17 protein-coding genes are annotated in these 16,214 nt (G+C 68.6%); 6 read left to right on the top strand and 11 right to left on the bottom strand.

Going from position 1 to position 16,214, the window contains the following annotated elements; all coding sequences use genetic code 11:
• Positions 1–25 precede the first annotated feature (25 nt).
• Complete coding sequence (locus tag ACP7AI_RS15350) at positions 26–1,435, top strand: glycosyl transferase family protein (RefSeq protein ID WP_426169156.1); 1,410 nt, start codon at positions 26–28, stop codon at positions 1,433–1,435.
• The gene (locus ACP7AI_RS15355; protein WP_426169159.1) at positions 1,435–2,607 is read left to right on the top strand and encodes a hypothetical protein; all 1,173 of its coding nucleotides are present in this window, start codon (positions 1,435–1,437) and stop codon (positions 2,605–2,607) included. The genes ACP7AI_RS15350 and ACP7AI_RS15355 overlap by 1 nt, the downstream gene beginning before the upstream one ends.
• Before the next feature lie 60 nt (positions 2,608–2,667).
• Here the strand turns inward: ACP7AI_RS15355 and ACP7AI_RS15360 are convergent, their stop codons facing one another.
• Complete coding sequence (locus ACP7AI_RS15360; protein ID WP_426169162.1) at positions 2,668–3,366, bottom strand: MerR family transcriptional regulator; 699 nt, start codon at positions 3,364–3,366, stop codon at positions 2,668–2,670.
• A gap of 138 nt (positions 3,367–3,504) precedes the next feature.
• Between ACP7AI_RS15360 and ACP7AI_RS15365 the strand changes: the two genes are divergently transcribed.
• Positions 3,505–5,100 (top strand): cisplatin damage response ATP-dependent DNA ligase, encoded by a 1,596-nt coding sequence (locus ACP7AI_RS15365; protein WP_426169164.1) that lies wholly within the window; start codon positions 3,505–3,507, stop codon positions 5,098–5,100.
• 483 nt (positions 5,101–5,583) lie between these two features.
• Positions 5,584–6,240, top strand: a complete 657-nt coding sequence (locus ACP7AI_RS15370; RefSeq protein WP_426169167.1) for a PEPxxWA-CTERM sorting domain-containing protein — start codon at positions 5,584–5,586, stop codon at positions 6,238–6,240.
• Positions 6,241–6,316: 76 nt separating this feature from the next.
• Here the strand turns inward: ACP7AI_RS15370 and ACP7AI_RS15375 are convergent, their stop codons facing one another.
• Positions 6,317–7,387: an RluA family pseudouridine synthase gene (locus ACP7AI_RS15375; RefSeq protein WP_426169169.1), complete on the bottom strand. Its 1,071-nt coding sequence runs from the start codon at positions 7,385–7,387 to the stop codon at positions 6,317–6,319.
• Positions 7,387–7,776, bottom strand: a complete 390-nt coding sequence (gene crcB, locus ACP7AI_RS15380; protein WP_426169172.1) for a fluoride efflux transporter CrcB — start codon at positions 7,774–7,776, stop codon at positions 7,387–7,389. Before crcB ends, ACP7AI_RS15375 begins: the two co-directional genes overlap by 1 nt.
• 114 nt (positions 7,777–7,890) lie before the next feature.
• Between crcB and ACP7AI_RS15385 the strand changes: the two genes are divergently transcribed.
• On the top strand, positions 7,891–9,156 hold the full coding sequence (locus tag ACP7AI_RS15385; protein ID WP_426169174.1) for a patatin-like phospholipase family protein: 1,266 nt from the start codon (positions 7,891–7,893) through the stop codon (positions 9,154–9,156).
• Here ACP7AI_RS15385 and ACP7AI_RS15390 read toward each other — a convergent pair.
• The 8 genes from ACP7AI_RS15390 to ACP7AI_RS15425 all read right to left on the bottom strand — a co-directional run bounded on the left by ACP7AI_RS15390 (position 9,153) and on the right by ACP7AI_RS15425 (position 15,207).
• Positions 9,153–9,968 carry a hypothetical protein gene (locus ACP7AI_RS15390; RefSeq protein WP_426169177.1) on the bottom strand — a complete coding sequence of 272 codons (816 nt, stop codon included), beginning with the start codon at positions 9,966–9,968 and terminating at the stop codon, positions 9,153–9,155. The genes ACP7AI_RS15385 and ACP7AI_RS15390 overlap by 4 nt on opposite strands.
• Positions 9,965–10,294, bottom strand: a complete 330-nt coding sequence (locus ACP7AI_RS15395; protein ID WP_426169179.1) for an MmcQ/YjbR family DNA-binding protein — start codon at positions 10,292–10,294, stop codon at positions 9,965–9,967. The genes ACP7AI_RS15390 and ACP7AI_RS15395 overlap by 4 nt, the downstream gene beginning before the upstream one ends.
• On the bottom strand, positions 10,281–11,597 hold the full coding sequence (locus tag ACP7AI_RS15400; RefSeq protein ID WP_426169182.1) for a replication-associated recombination protein A: 1,317 nt from the start codon (positions 11,595–11,597) through the stop codon (positions 10,281–10,283). The genes ACP7AI_RS15395 and ACP7AI_RS15400 overlap by 14 nt, the downstream gene beginning before the upstream one ends.
• 6 nt (positions 11,598–11,603) lie before the next feature.
• The gene (locus ACP7AI_RS15405; protein WP_426170156.1) at positions 11,604–11,840 is read right to left on the bottom strand and encodes a DUF3297 family protein; all 237 of its coding nucleotides are present in this window, start codon (positions 11,838–11,840) and stop codon (positions 11,604–11,606) included.
• A gap of 270 nt (positions 11,841–12,110) precedes the next feature.
• Positions 12,111–12,713, bottom strand: coding sequence for a 50S ribosomal protein L9 (gene rplI, locus ACP7AI_RS15410; RefSeq protein ID WP_426169185.1), 603 nt, complete (start codon positions 12,711–12,713; stop codon positions 12,111–12,113).
• A gap of 11 nt (positions 12,714–12,724) precedes the next feature.
• Complete coding sequence (rpsR, locus tag ACP7AI_RS15415) at positions 12,725–12,949, bottom strand: 30S ribosomal protein S18 (RefSeq protein ID WP_152578201.1); 225 nt, start codon at positions 12,947–12,949, stop codon at positions 12,725–12,727.
• Between the two features lie 15 nt (positions 12,950–12,964).
• Positions 12,965–13,426, bottom strand: a complete 462-nt coding sequence (rpsF, locus tag ACP7AI_RS15420) for a 30S ribosomal protein S6 (protein ID WP_426169188.1) — start codon at positions 13,424–13,426, stop codon at positions 12,965–12,967.
• Positions 13,427–13,689: 263 nt separating this feature from the next.
• Positions 13,690–15,207: an amidase gene (locus ACP7AI_RS15425; protein ID WP_426169191.1), complete on the bottom strand. Its 1,518-nt coding sequence runs from the start codon at positions 15,205–15,207 to the stop codon at positions 13,690–13,692.
• A 364-nt stretch (positions 15,208–15,571) separates the two neighbouring features.
• Between ACP7AI_RS15425 and ACP7AI_RS15430 the strand changes: the two genes are divergently transcribed.
• Entirely contained in the window at positions 15,572–16,168 is a 597-nt protein-coding gene (locus tag ACP7AI_RS15430; protein ID WP_426169194.1) for a PEPxxWA-CTERM sorting domain-containing protein, read from the top strand.
• The last annotated feature ends 46 nt before the right edge of the window (positions 16,169–16,214 follow it).

The following is a 16,214-nucleotide window of genomic DNA, read 5'->3' on the forward strand; positions in this document are numbered from 1 at the left end:
CCCGATCCGGACCGCCGCCGCTCCGATGACCGACAGCGGGGGGCCGTCACTGTTGCTCCTGGTCGCCTGGCACGCCGTGCTGGGCGAGCTGCTGCTGGTCGCCGCGATCGGCATCGCGCTGTCCAGCCTCGACGACCTGTTCATTGATTGCGTCTATTTCGCCCGGCTGCTGTGGCGGCGGATCACCGTCTATTCGCGTCACCACCGCGCCACCGCCGAATCGCTGCGCAGCGACGATCCGGCGCCGATCGCCATCATCGTGCCGGCCTGGGACGAGGCCGCGGTGATCGGCGCCATGCTGCGCAACCTGATCGCCCGGCTCGACTATCCGCGCTACCGGGTGTTTGTCGGGGTCTATCCCAACGATCCCGAAGGCATCATGGCGGTGTCGCGCATCGGCGACTACCGGCTGCACACCGTCGTCTGTTCCGATGCGGGCCCGACGACCAAGGCCGATTGCCTGAACCATCTCTGGGCCGCCGTCGTCGCGCACGAGGGCCGGGTCGGCGTGATATTCAAGGCGGTGGTGCTGCACGATGCCGAAGACGTCGTCCACCCCCAGGAACTCTGGGTCTATGATGCGCTGATCCCGCGGATGGCGATGGTGCAGCTGCCGGTGCTGCCGCTTCCCGACGCCGGTTCGCGCTGGATCAGCGGGCATTACCTCGACGAATTCGCCGAAAGCCATGCCAAGGACCTGGTCGTTCGCGAGGCGCTGGGCGCTGCGGTCCCCTCTGCCGGCGTCGCCTGCGCCATCGACCGGCACATGCTCGGCCGCATCGCCGCGGCCGCCGGTGGCAAACCCTTCGACGCCACCTGCCTGACCGAGGATTACGAGCTCGGCCACCGCATCAAGGCGCTCGGCGGCCACGGCGCGCTGGTCCGGCTGCGCAGCGGCGACGACCGCATCATCGTCGCCACCCATGAACATTTTCCCGACAGCTTCGCGACCGCCTTGCGCCAGAAAAGCCGCTGGCTGACCGGCATCGCGCTCGCCGGCTGGGATCGCATCGGCTGGCCCGGCGGGCTCGCCGACCGCTACATGCTGCTGCGCGACAGGAAGGCGCTGCTGACCGCGCTGCTGACCGTGATCGGCTATGCGGTAGCGCTGCTGGTCCTTGCCGACGCCATGCTGCGCGCCGCGCTGCCGGCGGCGGCCGCCATGCCCCCGCTGGCCGGCAAGGGGCTGACGGCACTGCTGTGGATCAACGCCGCGCTGCTCGCCTGGCGGCTGCTGATGCGCGCGCTGTTCACCGCCCACGCCTATGGCCCGGTGGAGGGCATCCGGTCGATCCCGCGCGCACTGGCCAGCAACGCCATCAATGCCGCCGCGGCATGGGTCGCCGCCCGTCGCTATGCCGCCATGCTGCGCGGCGCGCCGGCGATGGGATGGGACAAGACGGCGCATCGTTATCCGGCAGGCGACAGCGGCTGATGGCAAGCCGGGGGGCCGCAACGCAGGGGACGATCGGCCGGCCGCAGCGGGCGCTGGCCTGGCTTGGCCTGATACTGGCGCTCGGCCTGTCGGCACGGCTGCCGGCGCTGATGGCCGATGCCGGGGCAACGCTGGTGGCGTTGCGCCCGCGGCTGCCGGTCCCGGTGGCTGAACCGCCGGTCGAATTCGCCGCCACGGCACCGCCGACGTTGCTGGCGATCGCCGCCCCGTCGCTGCCGCCACCACCACCGCTGCTCGCCAGGCCGGCGCCGGCCGCACCGGGCGCCAGCGTGCTCGCGATGCCAGCGCTGGCCTACAGCCTTCCCGCGGCGTCGCCGGCCGCAACGGCCGCCGCCGCAACCACCTTGCCCGCCATTCCGGCACCCGATCCCGCTTCTCCCGGCGCTCTTGCTACCGCCGCCTATGCGCGGCTGGCCGCCGACGATCGCCGCGCCGCGGCCCGGCTGTTCGACGCCGCGCTTGTCGCAGGCCCCGACCCCCGCGCGGGCCAGTGGCAGCGCGATCGCCGTGCCCTGTCGCGCCGCTGGTCGGCCGACGCCTATGCGCTGCTCCGCGACGGCGGCATCGCCGGGCCGGCGGCATCGCCGGTGCTGGGTGGCGGCCAATCGGGTGTCAGCCTCGCCTGGACGCTCGATCCGCTCGCGCGCCGCCCGCTGGCCATCGTCGCGCGCAGCAATGCCGCCAACGATGATCCGCAGTCGGCCCAGGCCGCACTCGGTCTGCGCTGGCGGCCGCTGCCGGGCATCAGCATCGCCGCCGAGCGGCTGTTCGCCATCGGCAGCACCGCGCGCAGCGACTGGACCCTGCGGATTGCCGCGGGCGCCGACGGTCAGCGCGGGCGCCTGCGCTGGCGCGGCTATGGCGAGGCCGGCGTGCTCGGCAACGGCGACATCTATACCGGCGGCCAGGCGCGGACGGTGCTGCCGCTGGCGCGTTTCGGCCCGGCGGACCTGGCCATCGGGCCGGCCGGCTGGGCCAGCCTCCAGACCGGCGACTTCACCACCGGCCGCTTCGACCTGGGACCGACCATCGTTGCCACCACACCCGTCGCAGGCTTTGCGGTGGAAGTATCGGCCGACTGGCGATTTCGTGTTGCCGGCAATGCCGATCCGGGCAGCGGCCCGGCGCTCACCGTCTCGACGCGCTTCTGATCCGGATAAGGCCCCTCCCGCCGCGTCGGCGGCAGAAGGGGCCAGCCCTCCCCGGCTAGCTCAGCTGTTGTCGTTGGCGACGCGGCGCCGTTCGCCCAGTTTACGCAAAAGCGCCCGCGTCCGCAGTTGGGACAGCAGATCGTTCACCGCTGAAACGCCACGCTCTGCCATGTCGAGCGCCCTTGCCTCGCCGACATGGCCGGCGGTGCGCTCGAAGAACAGCCGCATTTCCTGGTTGGTGACCCATTCGATGAAATCGATGTAGAACCGTACCTGGTCACCAACAAAGCCCAGGTCCTCGGTAAAGCCGATGTCGGCCAGTTCCTTCAGCGATCGGAGGATGGCGACATCGCGCGCGGATACCGTGCCGGCGGCATCGACGGCGATCATGCCGGTCGCGGTATGTTCGGCGATGACCTTGGTGTCGATGCCCAGCTGGTCGATGACATCGCCGATCGCAACGCGCTCCTGGCCGGCGCCGAGCCGCGCCGCGAGCATCGAATCGAGCATCGGAAACGCCGCCGGCGCCAGCCAGCGCTCGCCATCCTCGGCTTCCAGCAGGCTGCGGATGACCGCCAGCGGCAGGAACCGTTCCTCCTGCAGGCGCTTGATGGCGCGCAGCCGGCTGACATGGTCGTCGCTGTAGAATGCCGAATTGCGGCTCGCCCGCGCCGGTTCGGGCAACAGGCCTTCGCGGATGTAATAGCGGATGGTTTCCCGCCCGACGCCGCTGGCCTTTTCCAGTTCGCGCATGCGCATTGGCGAGATAAACCCCTGGTTGCTGTCGGCCCCGCTGTATCGCGGCGGCATGTAGCAGAATCTGCGGAGTGTGGATACGCGGAACGTTACCGGAATGGCAATCGTTCTCAGGGCTTGCTGCTGCTACACAGGGTTTCGATGCTCGCCTTCGCCGCCCTGCTCGACGCGCTGCTCTACACGACATCGCGGAATGCCAAATTGCGCCTGATCGGCGCCTATCTGCGCGCCACGCCCGATCCCGATCGGGGCTGGGCATTGGCGGCGCTCACCAGTGGCCTCGACCTGAAGGCGATCCAGCCGCGGCTGATCCGCGAGCTGATCGCCGCCCGTGTCGATCCGGTGCTGTTCGCGATGAGCCATGATTTCGTCGGCGACATGGCCGAAACCGTGTCGCTGCTCTGGCCCGACCCGCCCGGCGAGCAGCCGCCGGCGCCCTCCCTCGACACAATCGTCTGCGAGCTGTCGGCGCTCACCCGCGCCACCGCCCCCGCGGCGCTGACGGCGCTGATGGACCGGCTGCCGGCACAGGGGCGCTATGCCCTGCTCAAGCTGGCGACCGGATCCTTGCGCATCGGCGTGTCGGCGCGGCTGGCCAAGACGGCGCTCGCCGAAGCCTTCGACCTCGATGTCGAGGCGGTCGAGGAGGTCTGGCACGGCCTGCAACCGCCCTATGCGCCGCTGTTTGCCTGGGCCGAGGGCCGCGGCCCGCAACCGACCGCCGGCGATGTGCCGGTGTTCCGGCCGTTCATGCTCGCTCATCCGCTGGAGGAGGGCACGGTCGCTCTCGCCGATTATGCCGCCGAATGGAAATGGGACGGTATTCGTATCCAGCTCGTCCATATCCCCGCGTCGGACACTGGCGACCGCGCCGCCACCACCCGGCTGTTCAGCCGCGCCGGCGACGACATCACCGGCAGTTTCCCCGACATCGCCGCGGCCTTCACCACCGAGGCGGTGCTCGATGGCGAGCTGCTCGTCCGCGGCCAGGCGCAGATGGGCGAGGCGGCGAGCTTCAACGCGCTGCAGCAGCGGCTCGGCCGCAAGGCGCCGCCGGCCAAGACGCTGAGCGACTTCCCGGCCTTCGTGCGGCTGTATGATGCCCTGTCGATCGGCCGCGCCGACCTGCGCGCCCTGTCCTGGACCGAGCGCCGGTCACGGCTGGAAGCGATCGTGCCGCGCCTCGACGCCACCCGCTTCGACATCTCGACGATCGTCGAGGCGCCGGACTTCGCCGCCCTCCAGGCGCTGCGCGACAATGCCCGCGACAGCGCCATCGAAGGGCTGATGCTGAAGCGCCGCGACAGCCCTTATGTCGCCGGGCGCCGCGTCGGCCTTTGGTACAAATGGAAGCGCAGCCCGCTCACCTGCGACTGCGTGCTGATGTATGCCCAGCGCGGCCACGGCAAACGATCGAGCTATTACAGCGACTACACCTTCGGTTGCTGGTCCGCCGAAGGCGAGCTGCTGCCCGTCGGCAAGGCCTATTCGGGCTTCACCGACGAGGAACTGCGCTTCCTCGACAAATGGGTGCGCAGCCACACGACCGCCAAGTTCGGCCCGGTGCGCGAAGTCGAAAAGGCGCTGGTGCTCGAGGTGGCGTTCGATTCCATCCACCTGTCGAAACGCCACAAATCCGGGCTCGCCATGCGCTTTCCGCGGATCAGCCGCATCCGTACCGACAAGCCGGCCCATGAGGCCGACACGGTGGCAACGCTGCTGAACGCTGCAACCTGAGGCAGCCCCTGCAGCACCAGCGCCGCGACGACTCTGCGCGGCACGATTGCACCAACAGTAGCGGCCGCATCACCGACCCGGCGACTGTGCTGGCGAGGCAGGCGACTGGCCTGCACATGTTCCCGAAGGCAGTCGATCGCCGCATCTTGCCGCGCAATTTCCTGTTCGACTGCAGACAGACCTTCGCTCTCCGCGGCCCCTACGGGTGACGTGCTATCCCTGAATGATCGAATACCTCCTGATTTGCGCCATTTCGTTCATCAGATATTATTGTCGTTTCGTGCACTTTACGAAGTGATTACTTCGGCGTTATATTGGCCGTTGTGGTATATTCTTCGCCTAATAGTGTCGGATTATTTTACATTCCGCGTCGTTAACGAAGATGCAAGGTTTTGATATCGCTTCATCGCGACGATTGGCACAAACATTGCAGAGAGGTTTCTGCGGGGTGAACCACGGGGGGTTTGCAAAGGAAGCCACAACATGCGTGTTAAGATACTGCCCGTCATTGCCGCCGCGCTCGCGGCCACGATGGCAATGCCGGCTGCTGCGGTGACGGTCTCCACCGTTTTCGGCGCCCCGGATCCGGGCGCTCCCGGCCAGACCCTGCTCGTCGATTTCGAAGGTGACCTGCCCGACGGCTATACGCTCAGCGGTGACTATGGCCTGCAGACCGGATCGAACGGCAGTGCGGCAGCGCCGGCCGGCAACGATACCCAGTATCTGTTCGTCTCCTCGGCCATTCCGAACGGTTCGGCGACCCTGTCGACACTCGACCTGACCGCGGTCAGCTTCTATTGGGGCTCGATCGACAGCTACAATTCGGTCGACATCCTGCTGTCGAACGGCAGCATGTTCACCATCGCCGGCGACGCGCTGCCGCCCGCCAATGGCAACCAGGACCTGCCGTCGACCAACCGCCGCGTCTTCTTCACCGCCGAAGGCGATGAGCTGATCAGCGGCATCCGCTTCAATTCGACCGGCGTCGCCTTTGAAGTCGATGACGTCTATGGCGTCCTCAGCGAGGGCGGTGCCGGCGCCACGGTGCCAGAGCCCGCGTCCTGGGCCATGCTGATTGCCGGTTTCGGCCTGGTTGGCGCCGCCGCCCGTCGCCGCCGGATGGCAGTCGTCAGCGCCTGATCTTCAGGGCCTGATCTTCAGGGCCTGATCGAATGGAACGGCCCGGCGCCTCGCGCCGGGCCGTTTTCATTGCCCGTCAGCCGCCGCGTGAACGGCGCTCGCCGCGACGGTTGCCACTCGTCGCCGACGACAGCCGCCGCGACTTGGGCTTGGGTGTCGCCGATTTCGGCACCTCGACCAGCGGCGCGCCGAGCGCCGGGTCGAACCCCAGCAGGGCAAAGCTTTCGGCGATGTGCGCCGGAAGTTCGGCGCTGATATCGATCTTGCCGCCATCGGGCGCGTCGATGACCAGCCGCCGCGCATGCAGGTGCAGCTTGCGGCTGATGCCGCCGGTGAGGAACGCGTCCTTGCCGCCATATTTGCCGTCGCCGACAATGGCATTGCCGATCGCCGCGGCATGGACACGGATCTGGTGGGTCCGGCCGGTCAGCGGTGAAAATTCGACCCAGGCGGCGCGTCCGGCGGCGCGATCGAGCACGCGATAGCGCGTCCTGGCCTTCAGCCCGCCTTCGGGATCGACATGCATCTTCTCGCCGCCAGTGCCGGGCTGTTTCGACAGCGGCGCGTCGATTTCGCCCGATTCGACATTGGGTACGCCGATGGTCAGCGCCCAATAGGTCTTGCGCGCATCGCGACCGGCGAACGACTTGGAGAAAAACGCCGCCGCCCGCGCCGTGCGCGCCAGGAGCAGCACGCCCGACGTGTCCTTGTCGAGCCGGTGCACCAGCTTGGGCCGCGTCGCCGCATCGAACTGCAACGCATCGAGCAGCCCGTCGACATGGGTGGTGATGCCGCTGCCGCCCTGCGTCGCCAGCCCTGGCGGCTTGTTGATGACGATGGCGTGCGCATCCTGGTGGATGATCATGCCGCGGATATAGCCGATCTGCGCATCGCTCAGGGGCTCGCGATACTCGACCTCCGCCCGCGCGCGCGTCGCCGCCGATGGCTCGGGCAGGTGATCGGGATAGAGCAGGGTCTGCCCCGCCGCGATCCGGTCCCCCGGCGCCGCTTTGGCGCCATCGAGCCGGATGCCGCCGGTGCGCGCCCAGCGCGACACGATGTTGAAGCTGGTGTCGGGCGCGTGCCGCTGGAACCAGCGGTCGAGCCGGATGCCGTCGTCGTCGTCGGCTATGATAATCGTCGGCATCAGTTTCTCATCACATAAACGCCGGTCATCACGGCGAGCACGCTGCCGGCGACCGAGGACACGGCATAGGCAGCGGCAAGGCCGATGTCGCCGCGGTTGATCATGGCGAACAGCTCGAGGCTGAACGCCGAAAAGGTGGTGAAGCCGCCGAGCACGCCGACGCCGAGCAGCAGGCGCAACTGCTCGCCGCCCTCGTCGACCCGTGCCAGCCAGCCCACCAGCAGACCCATCAGCAGCCCGCCGGCGATGTTGACGGCCCAGGTGCCGGCAGGGAAATTGGTGCCGAAATTCACCAATGCCCAGCGCCCGACCAGATAGCGCAGCATCGATCCGATGCCGCCGCCAATGGCAACGAGCAACAGGGGCGGGACGGACGACAGCACGGGCATCGCCACCCCTTAGCGCGAGGCGGCGCTTTTGACCAATCGAAGCCGCTTGTTACGCAGGCAGTCGCGCCATAGACTGGCGGCAAAACAGGTCGCGCCAGCCAAGGGAGCACCGCCATGATGGCGAAGACCGGCCTGTTGCTGTCCGTTGCCGCCCTCACCCTCGCAGGGTGCGCGCACAAGCCCATCGATGTCACAGGCTGCGACCTGCCGCTGTCGGCGCTGTCGACACCGCCGCCGCCCCCGGGGCTGGAAGCGGTCGGCGCTCCCCCCAGTGCGTATGAAGCCGCCATCGCCGCCGCGCTCGCGCCGCCGACGACCGAGACGCCGCAGTCGAACCGCGCCGCCCTGCTGCGGCCCGTCTCGCTGTTCCTGTCGGGCGGCAGCCAGAACGGTGCCTTTGGTGCCGGCTTCATCGACCAGTGGCGCACCGGTGGCGGCGGCAGCCTGCCCGAATTCCGCGTCGTCAGCGGCATCAGCACCGGCGCGCTGATCGGCACCACGGTGTTCACCGGCCATAGCGACCGTGCCGTCGCCGGCTACACGATCGACAGCGAGGCCGACCTGGTCGACGTCAAGGCGCGCGGCCTCATCGGCCGGGTCCGCGAAGGCGCCGCCGGCACGCTCGACCCGCTGCGCCGCCGGCTGGGTGGCACGCTCGACGACACGCTGCTGGGGGAAATCGCCGCCGCTGATGCCGCCGGTCGCAAGTTTTTCGTCGGCGTCGTCGATGTCCGCGACGGCGAGGCCTATGCCGTCGACATGACCGCGCTCGCCTCGCGCTGGGCCGCCGCCGACCCCGCCGCCCGCCCGCGCCTGAAGCAATGCTATATCGAGGCGCTGATCGCCTCGTCATCGGTGCCGCTCGCTGCGCCGCCGGTCTATATCGACGGCCGCATGCTCGTCGACGGCGGCATGCGCTTCGGCGTGTTCCGCGCCGCCGAGGCCAGTGGCGCGGCGCTGGCCCGCAGCCTGGCGGCCGACCAGCGCAGCCCGGCACCCGCCAGCTTCGTGATCGTCAACGGCACGCTGGCCATCGAGAAACAATGCCCGTTCGCCGCCAACAAGGATGGCAGCTGCCCCGCCGCCGGCGTGCCAAAGGACTGGGACCTCGTCGACCTCGGCCTGCGCTCGGTCGATATCCTCACCAACCAGGTCTATCGCTTCTCCGCCGGTGCAGCGGCGCCGGCCGGCACCAGCTTCGTCCGCATCGAGCCCGACGCCCGCGCCCATGTCTTCAACGGCCGCAGCTGCGCCGACTGGCGGGCGCTCGACAAGGCCGACAAGCCGCCACCGGTGCAGTTCCACAAGCGCGAGATGCTGTGCCTGATCGACTATGGCCGGGCGCGGTCGCGGGCGGCCAAATGGTGGGAGCGGGACTAACCGACCCCGAACGTCCACCCCTCCGTCACCGCAATCCCCGGCGTCATGGCCGCCGGCGCCCACCAGCGCGCGTCGCCGGCGATGGCGCGCAGCCCCGCCGCGGTGATGATTGCGTCCCCCACATGGTCCGGAAACACATCGGGAAACCCCGCCGGCAACGGGGCCGAGCCATGCACCGCCAGCGTCGCATCGAGCGCCACCCGGTCGCGCAGCTTGCCCCGCACCCCGCCCATCCGCGCAAAGGCCTGCGCATAGATTTCCAGGATCACCGGGCCGCGGTCGGGCAGCGGGTCGAACGGCCACACCGGCCAGCCCAGCCGGTGCACCAGCCGCATCGCCGACAATGTCGCCTTGCCGACCTGCGCCGCCCCCAGCAACACGAAGTTCGACGTCGGCGTGCCCAGCCGCGACGCCGCATAGACCTGTTCGGTCACCCGCAGATGCGCCCGCAGATGGCGCGGGCCATCGGCGGCCCCCAGCCAATAGGCGTCGCGGCGATGCGCGATGAAGCTGTGCCCGCCAAGGTCCGCATCGCCCGCCGCCACGGCATCGATTTCCGCCCACAGATCCCGCGCCGGCCCCAGGAACGGCGGCACCGCGGCAAAGCCGAAGCCCGCATCCATGCCGACCAGCACATCGCCGGACAGCCCACCCAGCCAGTCGAGCACCCCGGCCCGCGACCACACCCCCGACGCCGGCAGCACCAGCCGCGGGGCCTCCGTGCCGGTTTCGCAGACGGCGACCTGCACAGATGGATGCCGGCTCCCGACCGCGCCCGACCAGTCGATGCCGACGAAGCGGCTGAATCTCACCCGCGCGCCGCCAGTTGCGCCTTCGATGCCCGGCGCGCCCACGCCCGTGCGACCAGCACGGCGATGCGTTCGGGATCAGCCGTGGCGTAGCGTACCAGCACGCTCGGCCAGCCGACGTAATGCGGTGTCTGGAAAAAGCAGTCCGGCTCGGTGGCCATCAGCATCTCGACCTCGTCGAGCGTCGCCGTCAGCACGAAATGATCATCGTCCTTTCCGGTCACGACGAACATCTTGCCCCCCACCTTGATCGCCTCGCGGCCATAGCGCGTCGACCGCTCCGCACCCGGCAGCGCCAGGGCTATCGCGGCGACCTCATCCCAGGTCATTGCGCCTGGCCGCCCGCCGCCGCGCCCATTCCGCCAGCCGCTCGCCGATCCGCGCCTCGTGCCCGCGCGGGCTCGGCGTGTAATAGGTCTGGGCGCTCATCCCTTCCGGCCAGTAATCGGCGCCCGAAAAACCATCCTCTGCATCATGGTCATAGGCATAGCCCTTGCCATAGCCGATGTCCTTCATCAGCCGCGTCGGGGCGTTGAGGATGTGCGGCGGCGGCGACAGCGATCCGGTGGCGATGGCGCTGCGCTTTGCGGCCTTTTCGGCGACATAGGCGGCGTTCGATTTGGGCGCCGTCGCCAGGTACAGGCAAGCATGGACGATCGCCAGTTCACCCTCGGGTGACCCCAGGAAATCATAGGCGTCCTTGGCCGCCAGCGTCACCGCCAGCGCGTTCGAATCCGCCAGCCCGATGTCCTCGCTGGCAAAGCGCACCATGCGGCGCAGCAGGTACAGCGGCTCCTCCCCCGCCGTCAGCATGCGCTCCAGATAGTAGAGCGCCGCGTCGGGATCCGAGCCGCGCAGCGCCTTGTGCAGCGCCGAAATCAGCCCGTAATGGCCCTCGCGATCCTTGTCATAGACCGGCATCCGCCGATGCAGCAGCGCCGCCAGTCCGGCGGGGTCGAGCGGTTCCGACAGCTTGACCGCATAGAGCGATTCGACCTGGTTGAGCAGGAACCTGCCGTCGCCATCGGCCGACGCCAGCAGCGCGCTGCGGGCGTCCGCCGTCAACGGCAGCGGCCGTCCTTCGCTGGCCTCCGCCCGGTCGAGCAATTCGCCGAGCGCCGCCTCGTCTAGCCGCCGCACGATCAGCACCTGGGCTCGGCTGAGGATGGCGGCATTGAGCTCGAAGCTGGGATTTTCCGTCGTCGCGCCGACCAGAGTAACCGTGCCGTCCTCGACAACGCCCAGGAAACCGTCTTGCTGGGCACGATTGAAGCGGTGAATCTCGTCGACGAACAGCAATGTCTTCTGGCCAGCTCGCGCCGCGTCACGGGCCTCCGCAAACAGCTTCTTCAGTTCGGCAACACCGGAGAACACCGCCGAAATGCCGACGAAGCGCAGCCCCACCGCCTCGGCCAGCAGCCGCGCGATGCTGGTCTTGCCGGTGCCGGGCGGCCCCCACAGGATCAGGCTCGACAGCGACCCCGCCGCGACCATGCGGCCGATGGCGCCTTCCGGCCCGGTCAGGTGCGCCTGGCCGACGACATCGGCGAGGCTGCGCGGCCGCAGCCGTTCGGCGAGCGGCGGGTTGGGGGCCGGGCCCGGCGCCGCATCCGTGCCGAACAGGTCGGCCATCAGCGCTCAGCTCTTGAAATAAGGCTCGACGACACCCTTGACCTTGATGGTCAGCGGCCGGCCATAGCGATCGCGGCTGTTGCCGGCGGCGACCTTCACCCAGCCTTCGGACACGCAATATTCGTCGACATTGGTGCGCTCGACGCCGTTGAAGATGATGCCGACGCCGCGTTCCAGCAGGTCGGCATTGTAGAACGGGCTGTTCGGCTGGGCCGCAAGCCGGTCGGGCGGGGTTTCGGTCACCACCGGGGCGGTTTCGGGGATGGTCTCGGGTTCTTCGCTCATGGCGGGGGAGTGACGCGTCGGGGCGTAAGGGTCAAGCCCTTCCCGCTCCTGTCACCCCGGCGCAGGCCGGGGCCCATGAAACACCAGTGCCGATGCCAGCGGACCCAGACCTCCCGGCTTGTGGCCCATGGGCCCCGGCCTACGCCGGGGTGACAGTTGCTCTGGCCGCACACGAAAAAGGGCCGCGCTGCTTGCGCAGCACGGCCCCAATTCTCGTATCGAACAGCCTCAGGCTTCGGTCGCGGGCTCCGCGGCCGGCGCTTCGTCGTCGACCGGCAGCGTGCCGGGCTCGGCGCCGGGGTCGAAGGCTTCGGTGAAGCCGGCTTCCTCGCGCTCGAACATGTCGGCGTTGACGTCGACACCCTTGGCCTGCAGCTCGGCTTCTTCCGGCGAGCGGGCGATGTTGACCTTGACCATCACGACGACTTCGGGATGCAGGGCCACGCGCACGTCGTGGATGCCGAGCGACTTGATCGGCTTGTCGAGGACGATCTGGTTCTTGGCGACCTTGTGGCCACCGGCCACCAGCACCTCGGCGAGATCGCGCGCGGCGACCGAACCGAACAGCTGGCCGGTCTGCGAGGCCTGGCGGATCATCACGACAGTGGCGCCGTCGACGTCCTTGGCTTCGGCCCGGGCGATATCGCGGCGCTTGGCATTTTCAGCCTCGATGCGGGCGCGATCGGCTTCGAACTTCTTCTTGTTGGCTTCCGATGCGCGCAGCGCCTTGCCGCGCGGCAGCAGGAAATTGCGGGCGAAACCCGGCTTCACATTGACGATATCGCCAATGGCGCCCAGCTTTTCGACCCGCTCGAGCAGGATGATTTCCATGGGGGTTACTCCTACTTAACGAGGTAGGGCAGCAGGCCCAGATGGCGGGCGCGCTTGATGGCCTGGGCCAGTTCGCGCTGCTTCTTGCCCGAAACGGCGGTGATGCGCGACGGCACGATCTTGCCGCGCTCGGACACGAAGCCCTGCAGCAGGCGCACGTCCTTGTAGTCGATGACGGGAGCATTGGCGCCCGAGAAAGGGCAGCTCTTGCGGCGGCGGAAAAAGGGACGTCCCATGATCTATCCTTCCGATCAATACGCGCGCGGGGCGCGGTCGGGGCGGTCACCGCCCCGGGGCCGGTCACCACGGTCACCACGGTCACCGCGGTCGCCACGATCCGGGCGGTCGCCGCGGGGGGCGCCGTCACGATCGCCGCGTTCACGCTCGCGCTCGCCGCGCTTCATCATCGCCGACGGCTCGGTCGGCAGCGTTTCGATGCGGACGGTCATGTAGCGGATGATGTCTTCGTTTAGCGCGACCTGGCGCTCCAGCTCGGCAACGGCCGGGGCCGGTGCATCGATGCTGAGCATCACATAATGCGCCTTGCGATTCTTGGCGATGCGGTAGGCGAGGCTGCGCAGGCCCCAATATTCGTTCGAGGCAACGGTCCCGTTGCCGTCGGCGATAATGCGCGAAAATGTCTCCGTCATCGCTTCGACCTGGGCAGCGGCCAGGTCCTGTCGCGCGAGAAAGACATGCTCATAGAATGGCATGTGTCATCACTCCTCTGCCGATCGCTGATGCCGCACCATGCGACACCCCTCCGGCTTGCGTCCGAACGACAACGCCGGGGCGGACCCCGGCGCAATCGAGAAGCGGCCCTATGACGGATCAGGGCGCGAAAGGCAAGGCGAGTCTGTTGTTCACCGGTCACCCCGGCGCAGGCCGGGGCCCATAAACCGCAAGCTCTCGGTTGATGCGCGCGTGTGCAACAGCGATCGTGGTGTATCGGCCCCGGCCTTCGCCGGGTTCACAACTAGCGGGGCGGCGCCAACGCCGCCGCCACATCCGGCATCGTCTCCACCGACGCCGCGAACGTCGGCGTCACCTTCGCCCGGCTCGCCTGCTCATAGGCATAGCCCAGCCCCAGCAGCCGCGCCTCGCTCCATGCCGGGCCGATGAAGCTCAACCCGACCGGCAGCCCGCGGACCGCGCCCATCGGCACGGTCAGGTGCGGATAGCCCGATACCGCCGCCAGCCCGCCGGCGCCGCCGCCCGGGCTCTGGTCGCCGATCACGGCGTCGATCGGCCAGGCCGGCGCGGCGGTGATGCCGACCAGCGCCACGACATTGTTCTTGGCCAGCATCGCATCGAGCGCGTCTTTCGCGCCTTTGAGCGATGTTGCGCGGGCATCGAGATAGGCCTTGTCGTCGAGCCCCTTCGTCGCCTCCGCCTTCACGAAAATGTCCTGCCCGAACAGCACCGTCTCGCGCGGCGTCGCGGCGTTGAAGGCGATGGCATCGGCCAGCGTCCGCACCTTCACGCTGGCCGGCGTCGTCGCCAGATAGGCGTTGAGGTCGGCCTTCAATTCGCTCAGCAGCACCTGCAACTCGCCGGCGCCGATGGCACGGCGGTCCTTGGGCGCCTCGACATCGACCAGCACCGCGCCCTGCGCCTTCAACACCGCCAGCGCCGTTTCGAACACCGCATCGGTCGCGGGCGACCAGCCGGTGGTGAAGCGCATCACGCCGATACGCGCCCCCTTCAGCGCCCCGGCATCGAGCGCCGCCACATAGTCCGCGCGGTGCGCGTCCGCCGCCGCGGTCTGCGCATCGGCGGGGTCGCTGCCGGCGATGGCGCCGAGCACCAGCGCCGCCGTCCGCACATCGCCGGTCATCGGCCCCGGCGCATCCTGGCTGTGGCTGATCGGCACGACATGGGTGCGCGAAACGAGGCCGACGGTGGGCTTCAGCCCGACGATGCCGTTGATCGCCGCCGGGCAGGTGACCGAGCCATCGGTTTCGGTGCCGATCGCCGCATCGACCATGCCGGCGGCAACGGCAGCGCCGCTGCCCGACGACGACCCGCACGGCGTCCGGTCGAGCGCATGCGGGTTGCGGACCTGGCCGCCAAGCCCGCTCCACCCCGAAATCGAATAGTCGGAACGGATATTGGCCCATTCGGAAAGGTTGGTCTTGCCGAGAATGACAGCACCTGCCGCACGCAAGCCCGCCACCAGCGGCGCATCGCGGCCGGTGACATTGTCCTTCAGGGCCAGGCTGCCGGCCGTCGTCGGCAGTGGCCCCCTGGTTTCGATATTGTCCTTGATGAGCACCGGCACGCCGAACAGCGGCCCGCGCGCCTTGCGCTGGCGATCGAGGCTGCGCGCCTGGTCGACCGCCGTCGGATCGAGCGCCAGCACGGCGTTCACTTTCGGGTTGAGCGCTTCCACCCGGGCGATCGCGGCGCGCGTCGCGGTTTCCGCAGGGCCGGTGGGCTGGGCCGCCACCGGCACCGCCATCGCCAATGCCACGCACCCCAACAGCCTTTGCATGCCCGTCCCCCGTCGTTGTCCGCTGCTCGGTGTCGCGCCACGGCAGCCCAATAGCAACGGGGTGTTTTGCCCCATCACCCGGGTTGCCGCCACGGCGGCGATTGCCGATCCGGCACGGGCGGTCGCCCCGGTAGCGCGATCCGGGTTGCTCCGACCGTCGTTCGCCGCTGGCGCGTCAGGCACCGGCCGACACGCACAGCCGGCGCCGAAGTGTCGGGAAATTTTACAGTTTTAACACGCCTGAGATGATACGGGCTCGCAACATCTTGAATATTTGGTAAATTTAACAGACCGCGAATATGGCACAAGTTGTGCATGAACCCGACCAGCGTCCTCAACGGCACGCCTAACTTGGGAAAAATCAATGAAGTTCACCATTTTCGCAGCTGCCATGGCGCTTACGGCCGCCACCGCCGGCCATGCCGCCGTCACCACCTATACCAGCAGCAGCGCCTTTGCCGCCGCGGTGTCCGGCGCCGTCACCGAAGATTTCGAGGATAGTACCCTGGTTTCGGGTCTGTCGTTCACTTCGACCGTCGGCTCCATCGGCGGCGGCCTGTTCAACGACCGTCCGGTCAAGAACGAGGCCGATACCACCTTCTTCTTCGCTGGCGGCACCAATGCGTTCGGCGGCATCTTCAACCTCGATCCGGGCGGCCGCGGCCAGGGCTTGGAGTTCACGCTCAACCTGACCGGTGGCGGCACCGAAGTCGCCGGCCGTATCCAGTATGAAGCCCCCGGCTTCTTCGGCTTCACCTCGACCAACAGCTTCGATTCGGTCACCTGGCGCGGTTTCGACGACATCAACGGTTCGGCCGAGACCTTCAATCTCGACAACGCCATGTTCGGCAGCGTGTCGGCAGCGGTTCCGGAACCCGCCTCCTGGGCCCTGATGATCGTCGGCTTCGGCATCGTCGGTGTCGGCATGCGCTCGCGCCGCCAGGCCACCATCGCCGCCTGATCGACCGCGGACGTCACGGGGGCGGCGCATTCCGGTGCGCCGCCCC

It is taken from the genome of Sandarakinorhabdus sp. DWP1-3-1 (assembly GCF_049896705.1).
In the GTDB taxonomy this organism is placed as follows: Bacteria; Pseudomonadota; Alphaproteobacteria; order Sphingomonadales; family Sphingomonadaceae; genus Sandarakinorhabdus.